Source organism: Aestuariibaculum suncheonense (assembly GCF_014596935.1).
GTDB classification, from domain to species: Bacteria; Bacteroidota; Bacteroidia; order Flavobacteriales; family Flavobacteriaceae; genus Aestuariibaculum; species Aestuariibaculum suncheonense.
On record NZ_JACVXC010000001.1, the window covers coordinates 1053795 to 1078838 of the forward strand.

Genomic DNA, 25044 nt, shown 5'->3' on the forward strand with positions numbered 1-25044 from the left:
TGTCATGGTTTTAAAAAGGCAAATCAGCACCGTAAAATTACAGAATTGCAGGTAGGTATTCATCATAAAATAAATATTAAATAAACTTTAAGGCTTCAGCTTTTGAACTTTAAACAATTTAAGCGAAATTTACCCAAAATTCAATTTTATACATGCAAGATACTTCAAAGCAATACGATGCTGTTATAGATACCTGTAAAAGTTTATTTATCAAGAAAATGTCTGATTATGGTTGTGCCTGGCGTATTATGCGTTTGCCGTCATTAACCGATCAAATTTTTATTAAAGCCCAACGCATTCGCAGTCTTCAGGAAAATGACGTGCGAAAAGTAGATGAGGGCGAGGTGAGTGAGTTCATTGGGATTATCAACTACTGTATTATGGCTTTGATTCAGATTGAAAAAGGTATTGCCGATCAGCCGGATTTATCAACTGAAGAGGTTACTGAACTTTATGAAAAGCAGGTAGCGATTACTAAAAAGCTGATGGAAGATAAAAACCATGATTACGGTGAAGCCTGGCGCGATATGCGCGTTAGTAGTTTAACCGATTTAATTCTACAAAAACTCTTGCGTGTCAAACAAATTGAAAACAATGCCGGAAAAACTCTGGTGAGTGAAGGTATTGATGCCAATTATCAGGATATGATTAATTATGCTGTGTTTGCCCTAATTCATTTAAACGCTTAATATGAAAATCTTAGTCTCTTTAAGCCGCATATTTGTCGGTGTTTTATTTATTATTTCAGGATTAATTAAACTTATCGACCCGCTTGGGTTTTCCTATAAATTACAGGAGTATTTTAGTCCTGATGTTTTAAACTTACCCTTTTTGGAGCCTTATGCCTTAATGATTTCCATTTTTGTAGTGGTATTCGAGGTTATTTTAGGTGTGTTTTTGCTTATCGGCTACAAACCTAAATTTACGGTTTGGAGTTTACTGGGCATGATTGTGTTTTTTACCTTTTTAACGTTTTATTCGGCGTATTTCGATAAGGTTAAAGATTGCGGATGCTTTGGTGATGCTTTAAAACTAACACCTTGGGAGAGTTTTATTAAAGATGTGATTTTATTGGTGTTTATTCTGGTGTTATTCATAGGGAAAAAATACATTACACCTGTTTTTACGCAGTTACCAACAACCATCTTAGCCATGTTGAGTTTTATTTTCTGTTTATGGTTAGGGTTTCATGTGTTAATGCACTTACCGGTAGTCGATTTCAGAGCGTATAAAATAGGAGCAAATATTGAGGAAGGTATGTCGGTTCCTGAAGATGCGCCAAAACCTGTAATTGAATACAGCTGGAAATTTAATGTGAATGGTACAGAGGAAATCATTAAGACTTTAGGAGATTATCCATCAGTAGAAGGTGATTTTGTAAGTGTAGATACCGAAGTGATTGAAGAAGGCTATCAGCCACCAATTTATGATTTTTCCATTGAAAGCGATAGCGAAAACTTAACCGAATACTTTTTGTCTGAAGATAATATTATCGTCATCATCTCTTATAGTCTTGAGAAGATTGAAAAGGAGGGAGCCGAAAAGTTAAAAACATTTTCAAAGCAAGCTGAAGGTTTAGGTTATACGGTTATCGGACTAACTGCGTCGGGTGATGCTGCCAAACAAAAAGTCAATGAAGCTTATGGTTTGGATTTCGACTGGTATTTATGTGATGAAAAAGCTTTAAAAACCGTGGTTAGAGCTAATCCAGGACTTATTGAAATGGATAAAGGTACCATCAAACAAAAAGTACACTGGAACGATATTGAAACTTTACAATTGCCGAAGGTTGAAAGAAAGCCAAAATCATTCGAAGAACTGAATAAAGATAATATTTTGTACTTAATTGATGGAAGGGAATCAACAAAGGAAGAGGTTGATGCTTTAGAGAAAACAGATTCAATAAAAACCTTAAGATTTACAATTGATGATGAGGTTTTAGATTCATTGAATACGGCAAGACATAGTAGTTATGTTGGTTTTATGAATGTGATATTGAAAAAAGATAGTATAAATTAATAAAAATATAACTGATTAGCTATTTCCTAAATAAAATCACTTATGCCGGTCTCACTTTGTTTGGGGTAGTCACGGTTATATTCTTTTTATTTAATGTGCTTCCCGGAGATCCCGCACAAATGATGCTGGGACAGAACGAGGATAGTAATCAGCTGGCGATTGTAAAACAAAAGTACGGATTCGACAAACCACTAAGTACACAGTATTTTTATTATTTAAACGATTTGTCGCCAGTATCGTTTCATTCTACAAATGCAAATGATTATACGTTTTTACAACCGAATAAATATACCGCTGTGACATTATTTACCATTGGTAAAACAAGCATGGCCATTAAGTATCCGTATTTACGAGAATCTTTTACCAAACAAGGTAAAAAGGTGAGCCAGGTATTGGCTGAAACCTTACCCAATACATTCGTGCTAGCCGTGTCATCTATTGCCATTGCCATGGTACTTGGTATTTTATTAGGCATTGTTTCTGCGTTGTATAAAGACACCTGGTTAGATAAAACCATTCAAATATTCAGTACGTTTGGTATGAGTGTGCCATCGTTTTTTAGTGCGATATTGTTTGCCTGGTTTTTTGGTTATGTATTACATGAATACACCCATTTAGAAATGACGGGCAGTTTGTATGAACTGGATGATTTTGGTGAAGCTATGCATATCAAATGGAAGAACTTAATTCTCCCGGCTGTGGTTTTAGGTATTCGTCCGTTAGCCGTGGTGATTCAGCTTATGCGTAATTCGTTGTTGGAAGTTTTTAATCAGGATTATATTCGCACAGCAAGGGCTAAAGGCTTGAGCGAATTTCAAATTATTACGCGTCATGCGGTGAAAAATGCATTAAATCCGGTGGTGACGGCTGTTTCGGGTTGGTTTGCTTCCATGTTGGCTGGCGCGGTTTTTGTAGAGTATATTTTCGGCTGGAATGGCCTTGGAAAAGAAATAGTAAATGCTTTAAATACACTAGATTTGCCTGTAATAATGGGTGCGGTGTTAATAATAGCGTTACTCTTTATAATTATTAATATTTTTGTAGACGTTATTTACGTTTGGTTAGACCCAAAGGTAAAGCTACAATAAGTACAAATTTAAAATTAGCTATGAGATTATTTGTATTAAGTATTGTTGTTTGTTTCAGTATGTTAAGTTGTGTGGCACAAGATCAGCCAACAAAATTTTCAAAAGAAGCTTTAAACGATACCTTTGAAAGCCTTGATGGCGAAGCTGTAAAATTTAAAGATATTATCAAACAGTATAAAGGAAAAACTGTAGTGATAGATATCTGGGCATCGTGGTGCAGTGATTGTATAAAAGGGATGCCTAAAGTTCACGATTTACAAGAGCAATTTGGTGAGGTAACGTATTTGTTTTTATCTCTGGATAAAACCAAAGAAGCGTGGAAAAAGGGGATTGAAAAATATGACGTTAACGGGGAACATTATTTTATGCAATCGGGTTGGAAAGGGCCTTTCGGAACTTTTGTTCAACTGGATTGGATTCCAAGATATATGGTGGTTGATAAAACAGGTAAAATAAAACTGTTTAAAGCTATTGAGGCAGACGATCAACGCATTAAAGAAATTTTATAACTAACTACTAATAAAAAATCCCTTAAACTAAACAGGGTAACAGTAACATGAGAGCACAAATTGTAGCAGGAAACTGGAAGATGAATAACGATTTAAGCGAAACCGAATCGTTAATTACAAGTTTAAAAGGACAAACAAAAACGTCGAATGCTGAAGTGATGGTTGCGCCAACGGCAATCAACTTATTTTCGGCCTATAATAGTTTAAAAGGTTCGGGAATTGAGGTTATCGCACAAAATATGCACTTTGCAGCAAACGGCGCTTACACAGGAGAAGTTAGCGCAGCTATGTTAAAAAGTGTAGGTGTACAAACCGTTATTTTAGGCCACAGTGAGCGTCGTGAATATTTCAACGAAACTGACGAGATGTTAGCTAAAAAAGTAGATGCGGCTCTAGCAAACGATATGCGTGTTATTTTCTGTTTTGGTGAAGAGTTAGCCGATAGAAAATCTGATAATCACGAACATGTTGTGGAAAGCCAGATAAAAAACGCTTTATTTCATTTAGAAGCTGGTGCCTTTAAAAATATCGTTTTAGCCTACGAACCGGTTTGGGCTATTGGAACAGGTGAGACGGCAAGTCCTGAACAAGCTCAGGATATGCACGCCTTCATCAGAAAGACCTTAGCAAATCAATATGGCGAGGATGTTGCCAATTCCGTATCGATTCTTTATGGAGGAAGTGTAAAACCTAACAATGCGGTAGAGATTTTCTCTAAGCCAGACGTTGACGGTGGTTTAATAGGGGGTGCCTCATTAAACGCCGAAGACTTTTTCGCGATTGTAAACGCATTTTAATTAAGATATCACAGGGTATTGCCTTTTAACTATTTGAGGTAGTTTTATAAATTTAGCAATACCAGATTCAAAAGCAAGAAACCAGCCTCATGAGTGTTACATTCATGAGGTTTTAATATAAAATAAACCATGTCAAACATCATTTATTTAGGATACGAATTTACCGTAACACCATTGCAACCCGCTGTAGAAATCTTAATTGCCGAGCTAGGCTTTGCCGGATTTGAAAGCTTTGTAGAAACTGAAACCGGCGTTACCGCATATATTCAAAAGGAGGAGTGGAATGAAGACATTTTAAACGATGTTCAAATTTTAAATTCAGAAGAGTTTAAAATCGACTATACCTTCAGCGAAATAGAGCAAACCAACTGGAACGAAGAGTGGGAGAAAAACTTCAACCCGATTGTGGTTGACGATGTATGTTCGGTACGTGCACCCTTTCACGAAAAACCCAATACGGAATACGATATTATTATAGAACCCAAAATGAGTTTTGGTACTGGCCACCACGAAACGACACATATGATGATACAGCATATCCTAAAAAACGATTTTACGGGTAAATCGGTTTTAGATATGGGTTGTGGTACCGGGGTATTGGCCATTTTAGCCGAAATGAAAGGCGCAAAACCTATTGATGCTGTAGATTATGATAACTGGTGTTATGTAAACAGCTTAGAGAATGTGGATCGTAATAACTGCGAACACATCACAGTTATTGAAGGCGATGCCAGCGTGCTGGAGGGCAAAAGGTATGACGTGATTATTGCGAATATCAACCGTAATATTTTATTGCAAGATATGGCAACTTATGTATCGTGTTTAAATGAAAACGGCATCTTGTTTTTAAGCGGATTTTATAACGATGACGTTCCTGTTATTCAGGAAGTGTGCGAAAAATTACTGTTAAAATTTGCTGAAAAATTCGAGAGAAATCAGTGGGTTGCATTAAAATTTTTAAATTAGTACGCTGTTTTGGAGTATGTTATGAGGTGTTTCTTGCAAATGCCTCTAATTTCAAGACGGTTTAAGTCTTATGAAATCTCTAAAAAATGATTAAAAAAATGTGTATGAGTACTAGAGAAGAAACATTAGAAGAATTACTACTGGAAGAAGAGGTGTTAACGCAAAACGAAATTGTTTTGTATAATGATGATGTTAATACCTTCGATCATGTTATTGAAACACTCATCTATGCTTGTGATCACACAGCAGAACAAGCCGAGCAGTGTTCTATTATTGTGCATTATAATGGAAAATGTACGGTTAAAACAGGAGCTTACGACGATTTAAAGCCGCGTTGCTCCATGTTACTTGATGCAGGATTAAGTGCAGAAATAGTTTAACACGATTCATTCTTAGAATTTATTAAAGTAAATACTAAGAATGAATGTGTCATAGTTTTTTTAGTGAGGGAGTTTATCTTTTAAAACGCCATAAATGAATGTCCCAGCAATAGCAGCTATAATCACAATAGCAATGGTGTAATACCCTGCACCAAAAAGAATGTACATAGGTCCCGGGCAAGCCCCAACTAAGGCCCATCCAAATCCAAAGATGATACCGCCAATGATATAACGCGGGAATCCTTTATCTTTTTTAGGCACAAAGATTTCAGCGCCTTCGGTATTTTTAATATGTCCGCGTTTTGCTAACTGTAAAAAGATTACTCCAGATGCGATAGCGGTACCTATAATACCGTACATGTGGAAGGATTGAAATCTGAACATTTCGTAGATTCTGAACCAAGAAACAGCTTCAGATTTGGTTAAAACGATTCCGAAAAATATGCCTACTAATAAGAATTTTAAAAACTTCATAAACTAGAAAATTAAGGGTAAAATAAGGTTCGTCATAATTAAACCACCAACAAAAAATCCGATAACCGCAATTAACGATGGTTTTTGTAGGCTACTTAATCCAGTAATGGCGTGTCCAGAAGTACATCCGCCTGCGTATCGGGTACCAAAACCAACTAAAAGACCTCCAATAATTAACAGCGCTAAACCTTTAACAGAAGTGATTGCTTCTACATCATACATTTCGTCTGGTACTAAGGTTGCTCCCGGGTTTTCAAATCCCATGTGTTGTAATTCGGTAACTGTAGCAGGGTTTAAGTCGGTTACACTGTCATCAGACAGATAATGTGTAGCAATAAATCCACCAATAACTGTACCTGCAACAACCGTCAGGTTCCATAATTGACTTTTCCAATCGAATTTGAAAAAATCGGCGAATTTATCGGCCCCCATAATAGAACACATGGTTCTAAGGTTTGACGACATACCAAAGGTTTTACCAAAATATAGGAGCAATGCCATTACTAAGGCAATGAGTGGGCCAGAAACATACCATGGCCAAGGGCTTAAAATATAATCCATCTATACAATTTTTACCGCAAAAATAATGGAACTAAGTATTACTTATGTAATAAATGTTACCAAACAAAATTAGTGATTTTAACTAAATAATTGATTGTTATGTGTTTAGTTGTTTTTGGTAAAAAAAAACAAAAAATAATGAAAAATAATTTGGTGGTAAGTGAATAAAAGTTCTATATTTGCACCCACAAAAAACGGCCACGTGGCGCAACTGAATAGCGCACTTGATTACGGCTCAAGAGGTTCCAGGTTTGAATCCTGGCGTGGTCACTAGAGTTTAAAAGGCTTCCGAGAAATTGGAAGCCTTTTTTGTTTTATGTTTTCAGAAAATCTTCAAATTAAATGTATTTCGAAGTATTTTATCTTTTTGAATTTTTCATTTAAGCTTAGGTTGTTCTATGTTGCAAAAAAAAACGGAAATACAGAACCACTTGCAGCGGAAAAAATTGAGCATAGTAAGCTAAGTGCTCAAAATCGATTCATTTGTGGTTAAATTTACTGTTATTTTTTTAATTTTTTACGCATCGATTCTCCTTTAATATCGATACGGTGAGCTGTGTGAACAAGCCGATCCAAAATAGCATCAGCAATAGTTTGTTCTCCTATCATTTTATGCTAGGCTTCCTCAGGTAATTGCGAAGCAATAATAGTACCGCGTTTATCATGGCGATCTTCAATAATTTCCATATAAAGCATGTCGAGTAATATTATCCAGAGCTTTAAGTCCAAAGTCATCCATGATTAATAAATCTTGTTTTTCCAGTTTACTAATCATCTTTAAATATGAGCCATCAGGTTTAGCTGTTTTTAATAAGGTAAAAAGCTTATTAGCATTGTAGTAAACCAACTTGTGCCCAAGAGCACAAGCTTGATGACCTAGGACAGAAGTCATATAGCTTTTTCCTGCACCAGTACTGCCTGTTATGAGGATATTTTAGTTATTCTTAATAAAATCGCAGCTCGTAAAACGCTGGATCTGGTTCTTATAAAGTGCTCTTAAAGGATCGTAATCTATTGCTTCTATAACCGCATTATACCTAAAATGTGCTGACTTTGTCAAGCGGTCTATTTTACGATTTTGACGGTCATTCCATTCAGATTGGCTAAGATATTCTATGAGTTCATCACAGGTGTAATTGATGCTCTCAGGCGTTAAATTACCTTCAAAAGCTCTGTGCATACCAAAAGAGCCTTAGTTGCTTCATTTGTTCTAATGTTTTTGTATTCATAATCTAATTTATTTGTAATAATGACTGCCTCTAATGTTTTTATGATTAGGGCTATCTATAGACGCTTCTGTGTCTTCTTCATCGAGTTTATCCCATCCGTTTTTCAGGATCCTATCTATCATAATTATAATTGTATGAGTTATAGTCTAACGCCCGTTTACAGGCGTTGTCCAACCGTTGTTTTCCTACTTTTTTAGCCAGATGAAGGATGCCTAAACAGGATTTGTAACATTGCTCCGGATGTTGTTTTTTATCTAAAATTTCAACAATCATGGTGTGGCAATGCACACCTATTTGACTGGCCCAGTCGATAAACTTTTCACTGATCCACTCACTGACAAACCTATGATGTGAAGGCATGTGCTCCTTTGTGGTGGTATAGCCATATTTCTGGCGCTCTCTGGCATGGAAGGTTAAGAGTTCATTCTTGTGATAAATCTCTATAACACTTTCCGAGTATATAACCTTAACACGCTTGCCTATATGTTCATAGGGCACGCTATAATAATGCTTGTCTTTACTGAAGTAGATATGACTATTTTTATGAGCGGTAGCTCTGGACTGCCTCTTGATTTCATAGCGTTTTTCAGGTAATGGTTTTAAAGCCTGTTTCTCTATTTCTTCGAAAAGAGAATATCTGGAGTACTCGCGCCCCCTAAAAGACATGGCATTATGCTTTTTAAGCTGTTCTAATATGGCTTTATTAAGTTCTGCTATACTGTGGAAGGTTTGATTGCGAAGTGGAGCAAATACACGTGTCTATATGATGCGAACTGCATTTTCTACAATGGCCTTATCACGAGGTCTGTATGCTCTTGTGGGGAGCACTGCGGTTTCATAATACTCTGCAAAATCAGCAAAATCGATGTTAACTATGGGCTCGTAGCAACTACTTTTACTAACGGCTGCCCGAAGATTGTCGGGAACCAAGGCCTGAGGCACCCCTCCATAGAACCAAAGAGCATTTTCAACACAAGCCATAAAGTCTTCTTTCTTCTGGCTCTCACAGGCTTCTACGTAAGTATACTGGCTACTGCCCAAAACACAGACAAAAACTTCTAAGTCCTGGATCTCACCGGTATACTTATCTACAATGGAGAGTTTCTTTCCTGTAAAATCTATGAACAATTTATCTCCGGCTTTATGGGTAAAATGCATCACTGGAGACACTTCCTTAGTCCACTCGCGATACCAGTACCTAAACTGGGATAGTTTATAGCTATTAGGATGTTTCGTGTAATACTCCTGCCATAAAAGTTCTTTCGTGACACCGGTTTTACGAAGTTCCTTATCAAAATAAGGGAAGTACTTTTCTAACATAACAAGTTGTTCTGGTTTGGGTTTTTGGTCGGATTTAAAAAGTCTGTCCAACTCTTCTAAGGTCATGGTTGAGACTTCATAACCTGTAAGCTGATAACGCTTGAAGAAATCGATGTACTTAAATGGTATTGCGTGAGATACCTAACTGAAGGCTTATCTTTCGTTTGCTAACACCTTCGGAATAAAGCTTAAATATCTGTTTTACTTTTCGCATATCTATTTGTTTATTGGCCATGATCTTTTTGATTATAAGATCGGTAATGCCGTACAAATAGAATTGATTTTTTAGTAGCTCACTTTCGTCCGCTGCAGGTTGCTCAGTTTCATCAGCCGCGCTATGCTCACTTTAATCCGCTGTGGGTGGCTCAATATAGCCCTTTTTTTTGCACTATATTCCAAAAATCTGGTTAAGGTATAATTTATTCCATTCAAATAAACATTATGTTTTTAGATTTTTAAGAAAATCAACTGTTGATTCGCTTTCTTGTAGATTTAATTTTCTTCGAAGTCTATATCGAGCAACTTTTACTGAGTTAAGAGATATGCCAAATAGTGTTGCCATATTTTGAGTCGTAAAGCCCATTAGTATCAAAGCACATAATTTTACGTCTCTTTCATTTAAATTAGGGCAAGAGACTTTAAGGTTTGCGATAAAGCTTGGGTGGATTTGATTGAATAATTCGTAAAAATGATTCCATTCTTTATCTAGCATAAAACTGTCATCAATATTACTAATTATTTTTTTTAGATTGTCTTTGCTAATCGTTTTTTGACGGATTTCCTTTTTTAGGTTATCTTTTATATCATTTAGCAAATCGTTTTTGTGAACAGACCTTAGGGTGTTATTGGTTAATTCTTTTGTTTTAAATGTGAGTTCGTCTTTTAATTTTTTTTGCTTTAAAACTTGATTTTTCTTTTCTATTTCTAAAATTTTAATTTTATTTTCAGCGATCTTGCTTTGTTGATTTTTTACTTCTTTGGCCCTTTGATCGAGTAATTGTTTGAGTTTTTCTTTTTGTGTTTTGATTTTAGAAATTCTCCAGCGATAAATTATTACGACTAGCAAAGTGATAAGTCCTAACAATGTCATTTTAAACCAGATGCTTTCCCATACAGTTGGAAGTACTTTTATTTTAATAAAAGTTGTATGAGGTGACCATTTACCATTCTTATCTGATGCCTTAAGGGTTAAAGTATATTTACCAGGTTTAAGGTTAGAAAAAAAAATTGATTTCTGAGGTCCTATTTCATGCCAAATATTGTTTAATCCCGATATTTTATAAGCATAATTTATTTCTTCATTTAGTATGGGGTCACTACAGGCATATTTTATTGTAAACAAAATGTTGTCATTATTTATCGTGAGCCAACTGTTAGAATTATTTTGAAATTCCGATAAATCTGTATACAATAATTCATTTTTGGAGTTTTTATTAATTAAACTAGCAGAAGTAAAATTAATCTTGAAGTTTACTTCTGGAGGAGAAAGTGTTTCGGTTTTAAAATATGAAAGACCATAATTACCTGCCATAATAATTTTTCCTGAACGATCTAAATAAGCAGCACCACCCGTAAAGGGAAAAACACCGTCGTTTTCATCAAAATTATATATGTTGCCTAGTGTGTCTATTTTTACAAGCCCTGAGTTAGTACTTAACCAAATATTATCATTATTGTCTGTTAAAATCCCATTTGTTATATTACCCTTATTTCCCAATTGGTTAAGTCTGCTAAAATTGTCAGTACTTCTATTGTATTTAAGTAATCCACCACCGTAAGTTCCAACTAGTATGGAAAGATCCTTTGTTTGACTTATGGATAAAATATGATTATTGGTTAAGGACAGCGAGTCATTGTCTTTATGAAGATATTTGTGTTTTTTTAATGTGTTTTTTGTTCTTTCATACCGATAAAGACCATTTATTGTTCCAACCCACATATCACCGTTTATGTCCCTAAAAATAGAATTTGTACCATTAGATAAAAGTAAAGAATCTGATACTGGGTGTAATTCTTTAATTACATTGATATTTGGGTCGTAAATGGTAACACCTAAGCGTTGGGCTACCCAGATATTTCCAATAACATCTTCGCAAATTGAAAATACTGAATTTAATTTTTTATTGTAATTAGATATAAATTTATCTGATTTTAAATCCAATATATTTAGCCCTCCTCTAAAAGTACCAATCCAAAGCCTATTGCTTTTATCTTCATAGAGCGATAAAATGATGCTTCCATTTAGATCCTCTTTATTGTTGGGGTCATCTACATAATGTTTAGAGGTTTTTGTTTTAGGAGAATATTTGATAAGACCATCTCTCCCAGCCGAAATCCATAAATTTCCTTTTCTATCCTCAAGTATTATAGAACCTTGTTGATCTATGTGATTAAAGCCTAGTATTTTTGGTGGAATATTTTGAATAGAGAATTTATTTTTGAAAATAGAAACACCTCCATGTACCGTACCCAAAAAAATATTCTTGTTAAGTCCTTGTTTTATAGATAAAATTGAATTGTCCGATATAGAATTAGTGCTGGGCTTTTGAATAAAATAACTAAACGATTCGGAATCTGATCGGTATAGATTAAGTCCTCCACCATCTGTTCCAATCCATAGGTCGGATTTTATTGGTAGAAGACTTAGGACAATATCATTGTTAATTGTTTTATTGTTATTTACATCTCTGTTAAAATGTTTAATTGTATTGTTTTCGAGGTTTATTTTATAAAGTCCATTGCCATTCGTAGCGACCCATAAATTATTGGAGTCATCTTCACATAAATCATTTATAGAAGCAGTGTTTGAATTTTTTTTGTTAAATGGAATTGACGAAATGCTATCATTTTTAAGTTTATAAACGAACCCGTTACTACAACCTAGCCAGCAGGTGTTGTTGTGTCCTTTTGAAATTTTTTTAATAAATCCAGCAATTTTTTGTGACGGTTCGATAATTTGAAACTTATTTTTAAGAGGCTCTGAATCATTATGATAAATTTTTACTAGAAGTCCATTTTGCGTACTTAGGTATAACCATTTATCATCACATTGCATAATGCTTGTTATGTTTTGGTTTTTTAAAACATCGTTTTCAAATTGTTCAAACACATTTTCGTTTTTGTTAAAAAGGAAAAGGCCTTTACTAGTGGCAGCCCATATATTATGGTCTTGATCTTCTATTAATTGATTAATAATGTTATTTGTGCCTAAAACATAGGAAATAGTTCTTTCTCCATCGTAACGATCAACCGTTATTTTATTTCCTAACCATATAATACCGTTGGAATCTTGCAAAACATCTGTAATTCTAAAATCTGAAAGACCATTTTTATGGTTTAAATTTTTAAATCTTAATAGGTATTCTTGGCTGTATAATAAGCTTTTACAAAATACAATTTCAAAAACAAACCACATAAGGAATGTATTACGCATATGTTAACTTTTTTTTTATAATATGTACACCTTAATTAGGAATGTAAATATAATAAAGCTTTGTAAATAAAGGTATTGTATTGTGTAAAAAAAATAATAATGTGACCAGTTTATTTTTTATATGTACCCATATTGTATTTGATATGTACCCCTAATGTATGAATTAAAATTAACGTTTGATTAATGTAATATCTACATTAGTTCCGTAAAAAATGCGAAGTGTATAATTTTTTAAAAACTTTATGGAAATCGTATCACCTTTAGTTAGCTAAAATTGTATGCTAATATTTTTTACAGTATGTATTAACAATAAATCATTGAAAAAAAAAAGAGTTTTAAATGTTCACTATTGGTTTAACAGACTTACAAGAAACTTTTTTTAAAATTTCAAAAAATTATTTACCAACTAAAAATTTTAAATATGAAAAAAACAACGAAGTCAAAGTACATTACAAGCGCTTTAGCTTTAAAATTTGACTTAAGACTGAGCTTAGCAAGTTTTGCGTTGCTTAGTTCTGTTCTACAAACTTATGCTATAGCATCTAATAATTTAAATTCAATAGTTCCTAATGTAGAAAATAGAGTTAATTTACAAGAATTGCACATCCAAGGTGTTGTTTATGATAATACTGGTATGCCATTATTGGGGGCGAATGTCTTTCAAAAGGGAACGAGCAATGGTGTTCAAACAGATTTTGACGGTAAATTTGAATTAAATCTTAAAGGTAAGGATGTCATATTAGTAATCTCATACGTTGGATTCAAGTCAAAAGAAATAGCTGTTGGAAATCAAACTAGTTTTACAATTACTTTGGAAGAGGATGTTGCTGGCTTGGATGAAGTAGTGGTGGTCGGATATGGAACTCAAAGCCGTCGTAGTGTAACATCTTCGGTCTCATCTATTGATGTTTCTGAAGCAGTGAAAGCACCTACATCATCGATAGCACAATCTTTAAGTGGTAGAGCAGCTGGATTAAATGTGAATTTAAATTCTGCTCAGCCTGGGGGTGCAGTAAGTTTTCAAATAAGAGGGGCTGCTACTGGTCGTTCTCCTTTAATTGTAATAGACGGAATGCCTACAACTGGTTTTTCACCTACTACAGTAGGACAATTTGGGACAGGATCTCTAGATGGGGTATTATCGTCTTTAAATCCTAACGATATTGAGAGCATTGATATTTTAAAAGATGCATCGGCAACGTCCATTTACGGTTCTAAAGCGGCTGGTGGTGTTATTTTAATAACAACCAAACGCGGAAAAAAAGGGGGAGAATCATTTGCAGTGGATTTTAATACCACTACGGGGGTTCAAAAATATTACAATCTTCCTAACATGCTTGAGGCAACAGATTATATGATTGAATCTAATCGTGTTCAATTTGAAAAATGGTTATACGATAGTAGAAAACATGTGTATGAGGTTGTGCCTAAGCCAGTTGGTTGGTCTGCTCCTGGGGCGTATATCCCGTTATATACAGATGATCAAATTACTGAATTTGAAAATGGCACCAAAAAAGGAACAGATTTTGTTGGTGCTGTAACACGTCCTGGTACGGTAAAAAACTATGACCTTTCTATGAGAGGAAGCCAAAAAAACACTAGTTTTTATGCTTCTTTTGGAGCCTTTAACCAAGAAGGAATAATTAAGAATAATAACCTTTCTAAATACACTGGTCGCGTTAATGTAGACCAAAATTTAGGAGAAAAAACTAAGGCAGGGGTTACTATTAACTTTAGTCAAATTAATTCTGATAATGTGTCTATTGGGAATGGTGGAAGATTTGAAAACAGTGGTATTCTTACCAGTGCATTACAGTTCGATCCAACATTACCTATAAGAAATGAGAGTGGTAGTTATCAAATAAATGAGAGACAATCTAACTTTCCAAACCCTGTCTCTTTATTGGAAATTACGAATAAAACTAAAATGGAACGGTTTTTTGCCAATGCATTTTTAGAGTACAAAATTTTACCACAGCTTTCAATTAAAACACAAGTAGGTTTCGACAGAAACCAAAGTGAGAGTTATGGCTATTTGCCAACCTCTACAATAGCAGGTTTAAGTACTAATGGTCGTGCAGATAGAGCAGGTAATGAAAACACTAACGGACAATTTCAAGCATTACTTAACTATAATGATACCCTAGGCGATAGTCATCATGTATCGGGTACTTTAGGTACTGAATATATGCATTACCGTTGGGAAGGTAGTGGTATAACAGCTACTAACTTTCCTTATGATGGTGTGCAATGGAATAACTTGGCATTGGCTGCCGATAGAGCAAACATATGGTCTAATGGTGGTAGTTCCGAGATTATTTCTTATTTCTTAAGAACGAGTTATGATTTCGATTATAAGTATTTTATGACTGTGAATTTAAGGGTAGACGGCTCGTCTAACTTTTCTCCAAAAAATCAATATGGTTTCTTTCCAGGAGTATCAATAGGGTGGGACGTAACACGAGAATCTTTCATGAAAGGTTCTAGCGGATGGTTAAATCAACTTAAACTAAGAGCAGGGTATGGTGAAACAGGTAACGATAATATTGGAACCGCGTTTACAGATTATTATTCACCAGGTGCCAATACCATGTGGGGAAATGCTGTGATTTCTGGTGTGCAGTTGGCTGGACTAGGAAATCCTGATCTAAAATGGGAAAAACAGGCAGATTTAAACTTTGGTATTGATTTTTCTATGTTTAACAGTCGTATATCAGGTTCTCTGGAATATTTCAATAGAGAAATAAGTCGCATATTAGGGAATAAGAATTTATTGAGTTCTAATCCGGTATCTACTTTACGTTATAATTTGGATGCTAAAAAACGTACTTATGGAACCGAACTAACTCTTAATACTAAGAATATCGAAAATAAAGATTTCTCATGGGGTTCTAATATAACCTTTACATATTACCGTGATCAGTGGTTAAAGCGTGATCCAAGTTATGTGTTAGGGATAAATGAATCGCCTAAACAATATTTTGGGGAAATTTGGAGATATAAATCTGATGGACTTGTGTACTTCGATACAGCTGATGAATTAAACCAGATACCTGGTACTATAAAAATTCTTGATGTTAATGGTTATTTATTAGATGATGAAGGAAATCGTGTAGTCGATGAAAATGGAAAACCACAATATTCTGGTGAACCAGATGGTAAAATTAATGATGCCGACAAAGTAAAAGTAGGAATAAACACACCATTTACTATTGGTTTTAATAATACATTTAACTATAAAAAGTTCGACCTTTCTATCTATACCTATGGTGTATTCAACAGATGGAAAGAAAATCAGACAGAAATCGTATTTGGAGGACCTTCTGTTATGGGAATGCTAAATATAGCTTCTAATATGCAGGAAAATATAGTTGATAGGTACAATAGTGATAACCGATTAGGCACAGGTGTTTCGTCATTACAAAGCGTAGCACAGCATGGTACTGGAGATTTTTTCTTAGAAGAAGCATGGTTTGTTCGTGTAAGGGATATTACCCTAGGATATACCTTGCCAGCATCAGTACTTGAAAAGATAAAACTCAAAAAATTAAGATTATATGGTAACGTAATGAACCCATTTTTGTTTACACCATATACAGGTATGGATCCTGAAACAGATGCCTATGTTGGGGCTTACCCTAATCAACGAACATTTAACATGGGCGTTCAGCTTACATTCTAACTAAAAAGATAATTAAAAAGATGAAAACAAATTTTATAATTTTTATTCTAATTTTTGCATTCTTAGCTCAAAGTTGTGAGCTAGAAAGAGAGGAGTACAATAAAATTACACCCGATAATTTTTATAAGACAGAAAGAGATGCCGAATTGGCAATAGCTGCATTGTATTATAACTCTATAACTAAGGTTGCTACTTGGAGTACAGGAATGTTTGTGCAAAACATTAACTCGTCAATAATGAATTCGGAAGTGGCAGCAGGCGATATTATTAAATGTTCGTATGGTTCTAATCCTTGGGAATATTTAAGAACACACCAATGGTCTCAAGAAAATGCTTACGGGACAGATCGTATGTTTAAATATTACAATCATATATCCAATGCAAGAGTTGTAATTAAGCAACTGGAGGCAATGGATATACCAGATGTGAAAAAGAACTCGCTAATCGCTGAAGCTAGTGTTGTTGCAGGGTGGAAAGCTCTTGTACTTTACAGTTGGTATGGTCCTGTGCCTTATCCAACAGATGAAATGTTGGCGAATCCACAAATTATTGCCTATCCAGAGCGTCCAAGCTATGAAGAATTTTCGGGAATTATAGAAAACTTTTTATTAAAAGGAGAAAGCCTTCCTAAAGCCGATTTCGGTACTAATTTTGGAAGAGTAAATTCGGATTTAGCAAATTTCCTTTTAATGCGATTATACATGCTTGAAGCTGGTAGAACGGGCGATTCTAATTTTTGGATAAAAGCCAAAGAACGTGCTGAAAAAATAATTGCAGGAGGATCCTTTAATTTATTAGAAAATTATAGCGATGTATTTGCCATGGCAAATAAGAGAAACAAAGAAATTATTTTTGCAACACCTTCCGATTATTCTTTTAATACCAACATGTATCATGCAGAAGCCCTTCCAAATAACTATCCTAGTGCCCTAAATAGAGGTGCTGGATCTTGGGGAGGATATAAAATTCTTTGGGATTTTTATGATACATTTAACCCTAAAGATATGCGTTTATCGGGTATTGCAGCTTCCTATACTACAGATTCGGGACTGGTAATAGATCGTGACCATCCTTTCTCAAATCGTCACGGTGTGGGTGACGGCGCAATTCCTTTAAAATACGATACAGATAATAATCAGGTTGGGTATTTTCAAGGGCATGATTTTATTGTTTATCGCTATGCTGATGTTTTATTATCTATGGCCGAAATTTTAAATGAACTTGGTCAAACCGCCACTGTAAGTGCTCCAGCGATAACCAAGGTAGATAAAGACGGCATGCTTCAAACAAGTGATGGCGGCAATAGCGCAACATCGTTTATTAATGCTATTCGTGTACGCGCAGGATTACAACCCTTATCAACCTTGTCTAAAATTCAAATGCGTGATAGTATCTTAGCAGAGCGTTCGCATGAATTATATTGCGAAGGAACACGAAGAGATGATTTGATTAGATATCAAAGAGTTACAGGAGGTGCTGGATACAAAAAATTTGATGATAATGAATATAAAATGGTTTACCCAATACCAGTAAGGTATATTAATGAATACAAAGGAAATTTAAAACAGAATCCTGGTTATTAATTCCAGAGTTTAAAAATGTAATACTAATCTTTACAAAATAAATTTAATATGAAATATAAAGTAATTAAACTATACACATTAAGTATAATGGTGTTGTTAAGCTTGGTTTCCTGTAGCAGTGATGAGAAGGAAATTATAGAACCTAAAGCCGATTTTGATTTTTCGGTAACTAAAGGGAAAGTAGATTTTGTTAACAAATCAGAGAATGCCGATCTTTATTTATGGGAATTTGACGATGGAGTTGGCTCTGTGAGTGTAATAAATGATCCGTCTTACGTATACACCAAGCCCGGGACTTACGATGTTGCTGTTACATTAACTGTTACTAGTAGAGAGACAGGTTTAGAAAGTTCGGTAACAAAAACCATTTCTTTGGTTGATATTCCTGCCACTATTGTTATTGATGGTGATTTTTCAGATTGGGATACCGTATCTTATGTTGAAAATGTTAAAGGAGAAGGAAGTTTAGAGCGCATAAAAGTGCAAGGCGCAGGAGATTTAATTTGTATTTATCTTGAGGGGAATTCCGATATGTCATTTTTTATGCCAGAATTGGCAATAAATACAGATGGTGATTACACAACAGGTTGTGTTAAAGAAAATTGGTGGACCAATACTGGATTTGATATTTTAGGTTCTAGTCCTGTACATGGGTTACATACGCATAAAATAGGAGCAGAATCTTGGCAGTGGCAATGGACCTTCCAATCAGATGCAGGTGTATGGTGGTTTGCCTCAGATAAAGTTACATTACCAAATGGTAAAGTTGCTCTAGAATTGGCATTATCCAAGGAAGAAATAAGCAAGTTCGCTACACTTTCAAGCGAAGGTGTTGACTTTGCATTAATCGATTGGGCTCCTAAGTGGAATTTAAAAGGTAGAATTCCTGAAAGAGGAACAGGACAAACTACTATTCATGTAAAGTTTTAGAATATTAAAGAATATTAGAGGCTTTCTATAATATTAGGACAAGTTACCGATTATTTAGTAAGCCTCTTTTTTAAAAATGATAGAGATGAAAAAAAATGTGTGGAGTATATTGTTATTAGGCGTTATAACGTTTATTTTATCCAGTTGTTCTTCTGGAGACGATGAACCTAATAAACCAAGTGTTGATACTAAATTGACAACAAAAGAATATGTTCCTTTAACCAAAGGTATTATTAGAAACCCAGGAATGGGATGGACATTGTATGATGCAGCAAGTGTTGATGAAATGGCTGATGCAGGTGCGTATTGGGCAGCTCAAGATCAGATTGCTCGAGATTATGCTTCTTGTTTTTATTTAAGATGGCGTTGGTCTGATATGGAACCGGAAGAGGGTAAATATGCTTGGGAATATGATGCTAATTTTAAAGCTTTAATTCAAGGTGCTTTAGATCGTGGTTTACGTCTTTCTTTTAGAGTATTTGTAAATGGGCGAGATAATTTAAGACCTGCAACACCTCAGTTTGTATTTGATGCAGGTGCAGAGGGCTATGAGGTGGCTGGCGCTAATGGAGGTACAAATTTAACTCCTTATCCTGATGATCCTATTTTCCAAGAGAAGTTTACAAATTTTGTAAAAGCATTCGCGCAAGAATTTGATGACCCTAATAAGGTGGACTATGTAGATGGTTATAATTTAGGTTGGTGGGGTGAAGGCCACAATATAAAGTTTAAAAATGTGGCCAATATGGAAAACACATTTAAATGGATTATTAATCTATATGGAAATAGCTTTAAAAAGGTGCCTTTAATAATAACTATAGATAGTCAAGTAGGCTTATCTTTAGAAAAAACATATGCTTATGAAGGTCAAGGTTATTCACCACGTCGTGATGGATATGCTAGTTATTGGTTTCCAGAAAGTCAAAAGCAATTATTGCGTAGTTTTTTCCCAGATAGAATGGTGGTAGCAGAAGCCGCTTATTGGGGTAATAACTCCATTACATATGCTAATAACACCGACCAACTTTATTCTTGGAATTCATGGGCAGATTATTATAAGCAAGTTGTTTCTGAAGCACTTTCAACACATGCCAATTATTTGGATTTAAGAGAAACTGTAGAGGCAAGCCGTTATGTTAGATTGGCAAAAGATCAAGTAGACCTCTTTATAGAAAAAGGAGGGTATCGTATTTATCCTCAAAAGGTATCGTATAGCGAGTCAGTTGCTGCAAATAAGAATTTAGAAATCGAACATTCATGGGAAAATATAGCTCAAGGTGTACTTCCAAATAATGATAGACGTTGGAATTTTAAATACAAGGTAGCATTTACTTTACTTAATAATCAAGGTACAATTGTTAAAAAATGGATAAGTGAAAAAGCAGAGCCTTCTGATTGGGTAAATACAGGGGGAGCTACAAAATATACAGAATCATTAAGTGTTAGTAGTGTTTCTTCTGGAACATATAAATTGGCATTAGCCATTGTTGATACAACCCAAGGAGGTAACCCAGCTATTAATTTAGCAGTAGAACAACAATTAGTTGTTAATGGTTGGCTTCAAATAGGAAACGTAGAAATAGAATAGTAACAGTCACTTTGAGGTAGAAAAATCCATTTCAGATTAAATATGTATAAAATTGAAAAAAAGGAGATGCTAAGAAAATATCTGTTTAATTATAAATGGAGTTATTTTTTTGTGGTATTTATAGTATTAATCTTGTTTGCTTTTAAATCCAATAACAAAAGTATTTCCAGTAGTAAGATAATTGACATGAAGCCAGATACATTGCGGGTCCTTAAAAATCCAGCAATGGGATGGGTTATGTATAATGAAGGGTGGGAATTATACCCATATTATCAAAACAATTACAAGCATATGAATGTCGATCATTTTTGGAAAGATATGGATGCTGTTAATGCTAGTAGCGTAAGTAACATATTGTATATTCGTGCCGTGTGGTCTGCCTTTGAACCTCAAGAGGGGAAATATGCTTGGGACATTGATCCGAATTTTAAAAAGTTGATTGAAGGAGCGGAAAAAAGACATTTAAAATTAGCTTTTAGAGTTTTTCACCAAAGTCAAGATCAAGTGCAACAGGCTACCCCAGAATTTGTTTTTAACGCAGGAGCAAGTTTTAAAAGCATTAAAGGACAGGCTGGTCATCAGATATTTAAAAATCCATACTACGACGACCCTGTTTTTATGGCCAAATTTAATGCTTTTGTTAAGGCTTTTGCTGCTAAATTTGATAATCCTGAAATCACAGACTTTGTAGATGCTTATGGTGCAGGTCTTTGGGGAGAAGGACATAATGTGCTAGTTAAAGACAAGTCTCATTTGGGTAATGTTATAGATGAGATTACTGGTATTTATACAAAACATTTTAAAAATGTTTTAACTGTTTTTAATTTATCCGAATCCGATTGGAAGCATGCCAAATCTTATGTTTTTGATCAAAAACAGTTAATTCCAAGACGAGATGGTTTAGGAAGTTTTTGGTTTAGTGAAAAATCAAGAGAACGTATAAACAATTATTTTTTCCCAAGGTATCCATTAATAGCAGAAGGGTGTTATTGGCTTAACAGCAAAACTAACGATACCACGAATTTAACCTATAAGTTAGATAAAAAATATAACTTTAATTCATGGAAGGACGCTTTAACCTTTGGAATGGAAGATGCTTTAAATTATCACGCTAATGTTTATGATTTAAGAGTACCCTTGCAAGCTAAATATTTGATACAACATGCTCCTAAGTCTATTCAGAAATTCATAACTCATGGAGGCTATAGATTATATCCAAATCGAGTAGGAGTAAAAAAGAGTAAAGATACTTTGATTATAGATAATAACTGGCGAAATTTAGGCGTTGGACTGCTACCAAATCACCATCCAAATTGGAATAACAAATACAAATTGGCTTGGGGATTAAAAAACAAAAACACCTCTAAAGTTATTGCCGTTACAGTAGATCTTAAAGCAAATCCAGGCGATTGGGTAAAAGACAGTAATTACTGTTACAAGACAAAGCTTAACATCCCTAAAGAAATAAAATTGGAAGATTATTACTTGGTTACAGGAATTATAAATGGTAATACAAAAAAGCCAGAAATTGAGCTTGCACTTAGTGAGGCGCCCAAAGATAATTGGTATAAAATTACTGATATAAATTTTTAATGAACCTAAAAAGTTAAAGAATAAAAAGAAATCTAAGATTTAGGTTTTGAGTTAGTTGTTTATAATCCCGTTTAAAATAAATACTATTTGCTTAGCGGGATTTTTAATGAAATATTTATTATGAAGTACATAATTTTTACAATAGGCTTGTTAATTACAGCATGCAACCTAAAAGAAAAAAAAGAACAAAATAGTCAGATAGACCAACGTCCAAACATTGTGTTCATAATGTCCGACGATCATGCTTATCAAGCTATAAGTGCTTATAACGATAAATTAATTCAAACACCTAATATAGACAGAATTGCCAAAGAAGGCATTTTATTTACTAATGCTACAGTTACAAATTCAATTTGCGCACCATCTAGAGCTGTTATCCTAACAGGGAAACATAGTCATTTAAATGGTAAAATTGATAACTTGAGTGATTTTGATACCACTAATGTTACATTTCCGCAATTATTCAAACAAGCGGGTTATCAAACAGCAATGTTTGGAAAATTACATTTTGGAAATAACCCTAAAGGATTTGATGAATTCAAAATATTGCCTGGACAAGGCGATTATTACAATCCTAAATTTATAACGGCTAAAGGAGATACTATTATTCAAGGTTATGTTACTGATATAATAACGGATTTAACATTGGATTGGATGGAGAAAAGAAGGGATACTTCCAAACCTTTTTTATTAATGTATTTACACAAAGCACCGCATAGAAACTGGCTTCCTGCCGAAAAATATTATAAGGCATATACCAAGAAAACATTTCCTCTGCCAGCGACTTTGTTTGATGATTATAAGACTAGGGGTGCCTCTGCTAAAACGGCTGAAATGAATATTTTAAAGCACATGTATTTGGCCTATGACGATAAGTTAAGCCTAGAAACAATTAAAGAGCTTAATATTGATTATACGGGATTGCATAACTATCCAATTAACCGCATGAACCAGGAACAAAGAGCGAGTTGGGATGCTGTTTATGGACCTATAAATGAAGATTTTAAAGAGAGGTATTCTAGCATGAATGATTCCATGCTAATGGTTTGGAAATACCAAAGATACATGCAGGATTACTTAGGGACAATCGCCTCGGTAGATGACAATGTTGGTAGACTTTTAAATTATTTAGATGATAATAAACTTTCAGAAAATACAATGGTAGTATATACTTCTGATCAAGGATTTTATTTAGGAGAGCATGGATGGTTTGATAAACGTTTTATGTATGACGAATCTTTTAAAACGCCTTTATTAATAAAGTGGCCTAATAAAATAACGCCAGGAACTACCGAAAATGAAATGGTTCAGAACCTAGATTTTGCTCAAACTTTTTTAGATGTTGCAGGAATCAAGGCACCCGAGGATATGCAAGGAAAAAGTTTGGTGCCTTTACTTACTGGTCATAACGAAGTATGGGATAGAGATGCCTTGTATTACCATTATTACGAATATCCAGCCGAACATGCGGTTAAAAGGCATTATGGCATTGCAACTAAAAATTATAAACTCATTCATTTTTATTATGATGTCGACGAATGGGAATTATACGACAGATTAATAGATCCTCAAGAGCTTAATAACGTATATAATGACCCTAAATATACCACTGTAGTTAAAGAAATGAAAGAAAAATTAAAGGAATTAAGAAAAAAATATAAAGACTCAGACGCTCTTGATAATCATTACATTAAATTGTATAATGAGCAAAAGCAAGAGGGTACAAAAATCAGCAATAGAGAACCGCCTTCGACGGAAAACATTGAGCATAGCTGAAATTTATAAAACCCTTGTTTAATTGGACTTTCTATATTAGACTGGACATAAAGATGAGAGAATATGTTAGTTAGTTAGTTAGTTAGTTAGTTAGTTAGTTAGTTAGTTAGTTAGTTAGTTAGTTAGTTAGTTAGTTAGTTAGTTAGTTTTTGCCTTAGCAATTATTAGAAGAAAATCTAAACATTACAACTTAGAATTTAAACAGAAAGCAGTCGAGTTAAGTTATGCCAAAGGCAATGTAAAACAAGTATGCGAAGACTTGGAATATTTCCTCCAGTACTTTATCGTTAGCGTAAAGAGTTAAAAGATTATGGTAAGAACAGTTTTTCAAGTCCTAGCAATCCTATAATGATAGATGAAGAAAAAGAGATAGCTCGATTAAAAGGGGATTTAAAAGAAGGCGAGTTAGAATGAGACATCTTAAAAAGAGCCATCAGCAAAAAAACGAAAACATTGTTTTCTCCTCTTAATATCAAATCTCGGCTTATCCATGCGTCGTAAAGTTAAAAAACGCTTACCAGCCCGTGTAAAAGAACCTTAGGAAGTGCCAGAACAATCCAACCATACCTGGAGTATGGATTTTGTACACGATACCCTGGAGAACAAAAGAAAGTTCAGGGCATTTACCATTGTTGATGATTTTAACCGAGAGGCCTTGCATATAGAGGTAGATTACTCCCTGACCAGCAAGAGAGTGGTTTATGTATTAAATCACCTGATTAACCGCCGAGGTAAACCAGATCGCATTCGCATAGATAACGGATCTGAGTTTCTCGCTAAGATAACCGCCGAGTGGGCAGATTTACATGAGATCGATACAACCCGGTAAACCCACTCAGAACGCCTATATTGAGCGATTCAATGGCACATATAGAAGAGGTGTGCTCAATCGCTATATTTTTGATAACTTGGACCAGGTAAGAGAACAAACTCAGGTTTGGATGGATGATTACAATCATCACCGACCACATGACGCACTGGGCAACCTGCCTCAAATAGAATATGTAAAGAAAAATCTCAACAAGGCTAGCCTTGTTGAGATTGATCAAATAAATGATAATATTGTACTAACTAACAGTTCTATTTAAGGGAAGCTTACAGTTTTTACTTAACTTC

At 34.6% G+C, this 25044-nt stretch carries 20 protein-coding genes, 1 tRNA gene and 3 pseudogenes; 16 read left to right on the forward strand and 8 right to left on the reverse strand.

From position 1 onward, the window contains the following. The first annotated feature begins 152 nt into the window (after positions 1-152). From ICJ84_RS04755 to ICJ84_RS04785, 7 genes are all read left to right on the forward strand, one after another. Positions 153-689: a DUF1599 domain-containing protein gene (locus ICJ84_RS04755; RefSeq protein ID WP_188215196.1), complete on the forward strand. Its 537-nt coding sequence runs from the start codon at positions 153-155 to the stop codon at positions 687-689. A gap of 1 nt (position 690) precedes the next feature. Next, positions 691-2019, forward strand: a complete 1329-nt coding sequence (locus ICJ84_RS04760) for a BT_3928 family protein (protein ID WP_188215197.1) — start codon at positions 691-693, stop codon at positions 2017-2019. An 11-nt stretch (positions 2020-2030) separates the two neighbouring features. Then, positions 2031-3107, forward strand: a complete 1077-nt coding sequence (locus ICJ84_RS04765) for an ABC transporter permease (RefSeq protein ID WP_188215442.1) — start codon at positions 2031-2033, stop codon at positions 3105-3107. Positions 3108-3127: 20 nt separating this feature from the next. Then, positions 3128-3616 carry a TlpA family protein disulfide reductase gene (locus ICJ84_RS04770; protein ID WP_188215198.1) on the forward strand — a complete coding sequence of 163 codons (489 nt, stop codon included), beginning with the start codon at positions 3128-3130 and terminating at the stop codon, positions 3614-3616. Positions 3617-3663: 47 nt separating this feature from the next. After that, complete coding sequence (gene tpiA / locus ICJ84_RS04775) at positions 3664-4413, forward strand: triose-phosphate isomerase (protein WP_188215199.1); 750 nt, start codon at positions 3664-3666, stop codon at positions 4411-4413. 129 nt (positions 4414-4542) lie between these two features. Then, positions 4543-5379 carry a 50S ribosomal protein L11 methyltransferase gene (gene prmA / locus ICJ84_RS04780; RefSeq protein WP_188215200.1) on the forward strand — a complete coding sequence of 279 codons (837 nt, stop codon included), beginning with the start codon at positions 4543-4545 and terminating at the stop codon, positions 5377-5379. A 104-nt stretch (positions 5380-5483) separates the two neighbouring features. After that, positions 5484-5759 (forward strand): ATP-dependent Clp protease adaptor ClpS, encoded by a 276-nt coding sequence (locus ICJ84_RS04785; protein ID WP_188215201.1) that lies wholly within the window; start codon positions 5484-5486, stop codon positions 5757-5759. Between the two features lie 60 nt (positions 5760-5819). On the opposite strand, the gene ICJ84_RS04790 is transcribed toward ICJ84_RS04785, so the two are convergent. Both ICJ84_RS04790 and ICJ84_RS04795 read right to left on the reverse strand, forming a co-directional pair. Then, the gene (locus tag ICJ84_RS04790; protein ID WP_188215202.1) at positions 5820-6233 is read right to left on the reverse strand and encodes a DUF6691 family protein; all 414 of its coding nucleotides are present in this window, start codon (positions 6231-6233) and stop codon (positions 5820-5822) included. A 3-nt stretch (positions 6234-6236) separates the two neighbouring features. Beyond that, positions 6237-6794: a YeeE/YedE family protein gene (locus ICJ84_RS04795; protein WP_188215203.1), complete on the reverse strand. Its 558-nt coding sequence runs from the start codon at positions 6792-6794 to the stop codon at positions 6237-6239. A gap of 196 nt (positions 6795-6990) precedes the next feature. Here ICJ84_RS04795 and ICJ84_RS04800 point away from each other — a divergent pair. Continuing rightward, positions 6991-7064 (forward strand) — tRNA-Arg (locus ICJ84_RS04800). A 231-nt stretch (positions 7065-7295) separates the two neighbouring features. Here ICJ84_RS04800 and ICJ84_RS17050 read toward each other — a convergent pair. From ICJ84_RS17050 to ICJ84_RS04815, 6 genes and pseudogenes are all read right to left on the reverse strand, one after another. Beyond that, entirely contained in the window at positions 7296-7403 is a 108-nt protein-coding gene (locus ICJ84_RS17050) for an ATP-binding protein (RefSeq protein WP_262891572.1), read from the reverse strand. A gap of 64 nt (positions 7404-7467) precedes the next feature. Next, positions 7468-7974 (reverse strand): annotated as a pseudogene (locus ICJ84_RS04805) (ATP-binding protein). A gap of 160 nt (positions 7975-8134) precedes the next feature. Beyond that, on the reverse strand, positions 8135-8689 hold the full coding sequence (locus ICJ84_RS16950; protein WP_241748683.1) for a Mu transposase domain-containing protein: 555 nt from the start codon (positions 8687-8689) through the stop codon (positions 8135-8137). A 93-nt stretch (positions 8690-8782) separates the two neighbouring features. Continuing rightward, complete coding sequence (gene istA, locus ICJ84_RS16955; protein ID WP_241748684.1) at positions 8783-9409, reverse strand: IS21 family transposase; 627 nt, start codon at positions 9407-9409, stop codon at positions 8783-8785. Positions 9410-9461: 52 nt separating this feature from the next. Further along, entirely contained in the window at positions 9462-9578 is a 117-nt protein-coding gene (locus tag ICJ84_RS17105; RefSeq protein WP_394367615.1) for a helix-turn-helix domain-containing protein, read from the reverse strand. 204 nt (positions 9579-9782) lie between these two features. Further along, complete coding sequence (locus ICJ84_RS04815; protein ID WP_188215204.1) at positions 9783-12776, reverse strand: two-component regulator propeller domain-containing protein; 2994 nt, start codon at positions 12774-12776, stop codon at positions 9783-9785. Between the two features lie 421 nt (positions 12777-13197). On the opposite strand from ICJ84_RS04815, the gene ICJ84_RS04820 reads away from it, so the two are divergent. The 8 genes and pseudogenes from ICJ84_RS04820 to ICJ84_RS04855 form a co-directional block, all read left to right on the forward strand. Beyond that, positions 13198-16458 (forward strand): SusC/RagA family TonB-linked outer membrane protein, encoded by a 3261-nt coding sequence (locus tag ICJ84_RS04820; protein ID WP_188215205.1) that lies wholly within the window; start codon positions 13198-13200, stop codon positions 16456-16458. 20 nt (positions 16459-16478) lie between these two features. Then, positions 16479-18041: a RagB/SusD family nutrient uptake outer membrane protein gene (locus ICJ84_RS04825; protein ID WP_188215206.1), complete on the forward strand. Its 1563-nt coding sequence runs from the start codon at positions 16479-16481 to the stop codon at positions 18039-18041. Between the two features lie 48 nt (positions 18042-18089). Continuing rightward, positions 18090-18971: a PKD domain-containing protein gene (locus ICJ84_RS04830; protein ID WP_188215207.1), complete on the forward strand. Its 882-nt coding sequence runs from the start codon at positions 18090-18092 to the stop codon at positions 18969-18971. An 85-nt stretch (positions 18972-19056) separates the two neighbouring features. Then, a complete protein-coding gene (locus ICJ84_RS04835) occupies positions 19057-20559 on the forward strand; it encodes a hypothetical protein (RefSeq protein ID WP_188215208.1) in 1503 nt (500 codons plus the stop codon). 186 nt (positions 20560-20745) lie between these two features. Then, entirely contained in the window at positions 20746-22152 is a 1407-nt protein-coding gene (locus ICJ84_RS04840; protein ID WP_188215209.1) for a hypothetical protein, read from the forward strand. 120 nt (positions 22153-22272) lie between these two features. After that, positions 22273-23928, forward strand: a complete 1656-nt coding sequence (locus tag ICJ84_RS04845) for a sulfatase family protein (RefSeq protein ID WP_188215210.1) — start codon at positions 22273-22275, stop codon at positions 23926-23928. Positions 23929-24088: 160 nt separating this feature from the next. Beyond that, positions 24089-24339: pseudogene (locus tag ICJ84_RS04850) on the forward strand (transposase); the annotation flags it as partial. Positions 24340-24403: 64 nt separating this feature from the next. Next, positions 24404-24938 (forward strand): annotated as a pseudogene (locus ICJ84_RS04855) (integrase core domain-containing protein); the annotation flags it as partial. Positions 24939-25044 lie beyond the last annotated feature (106 nt).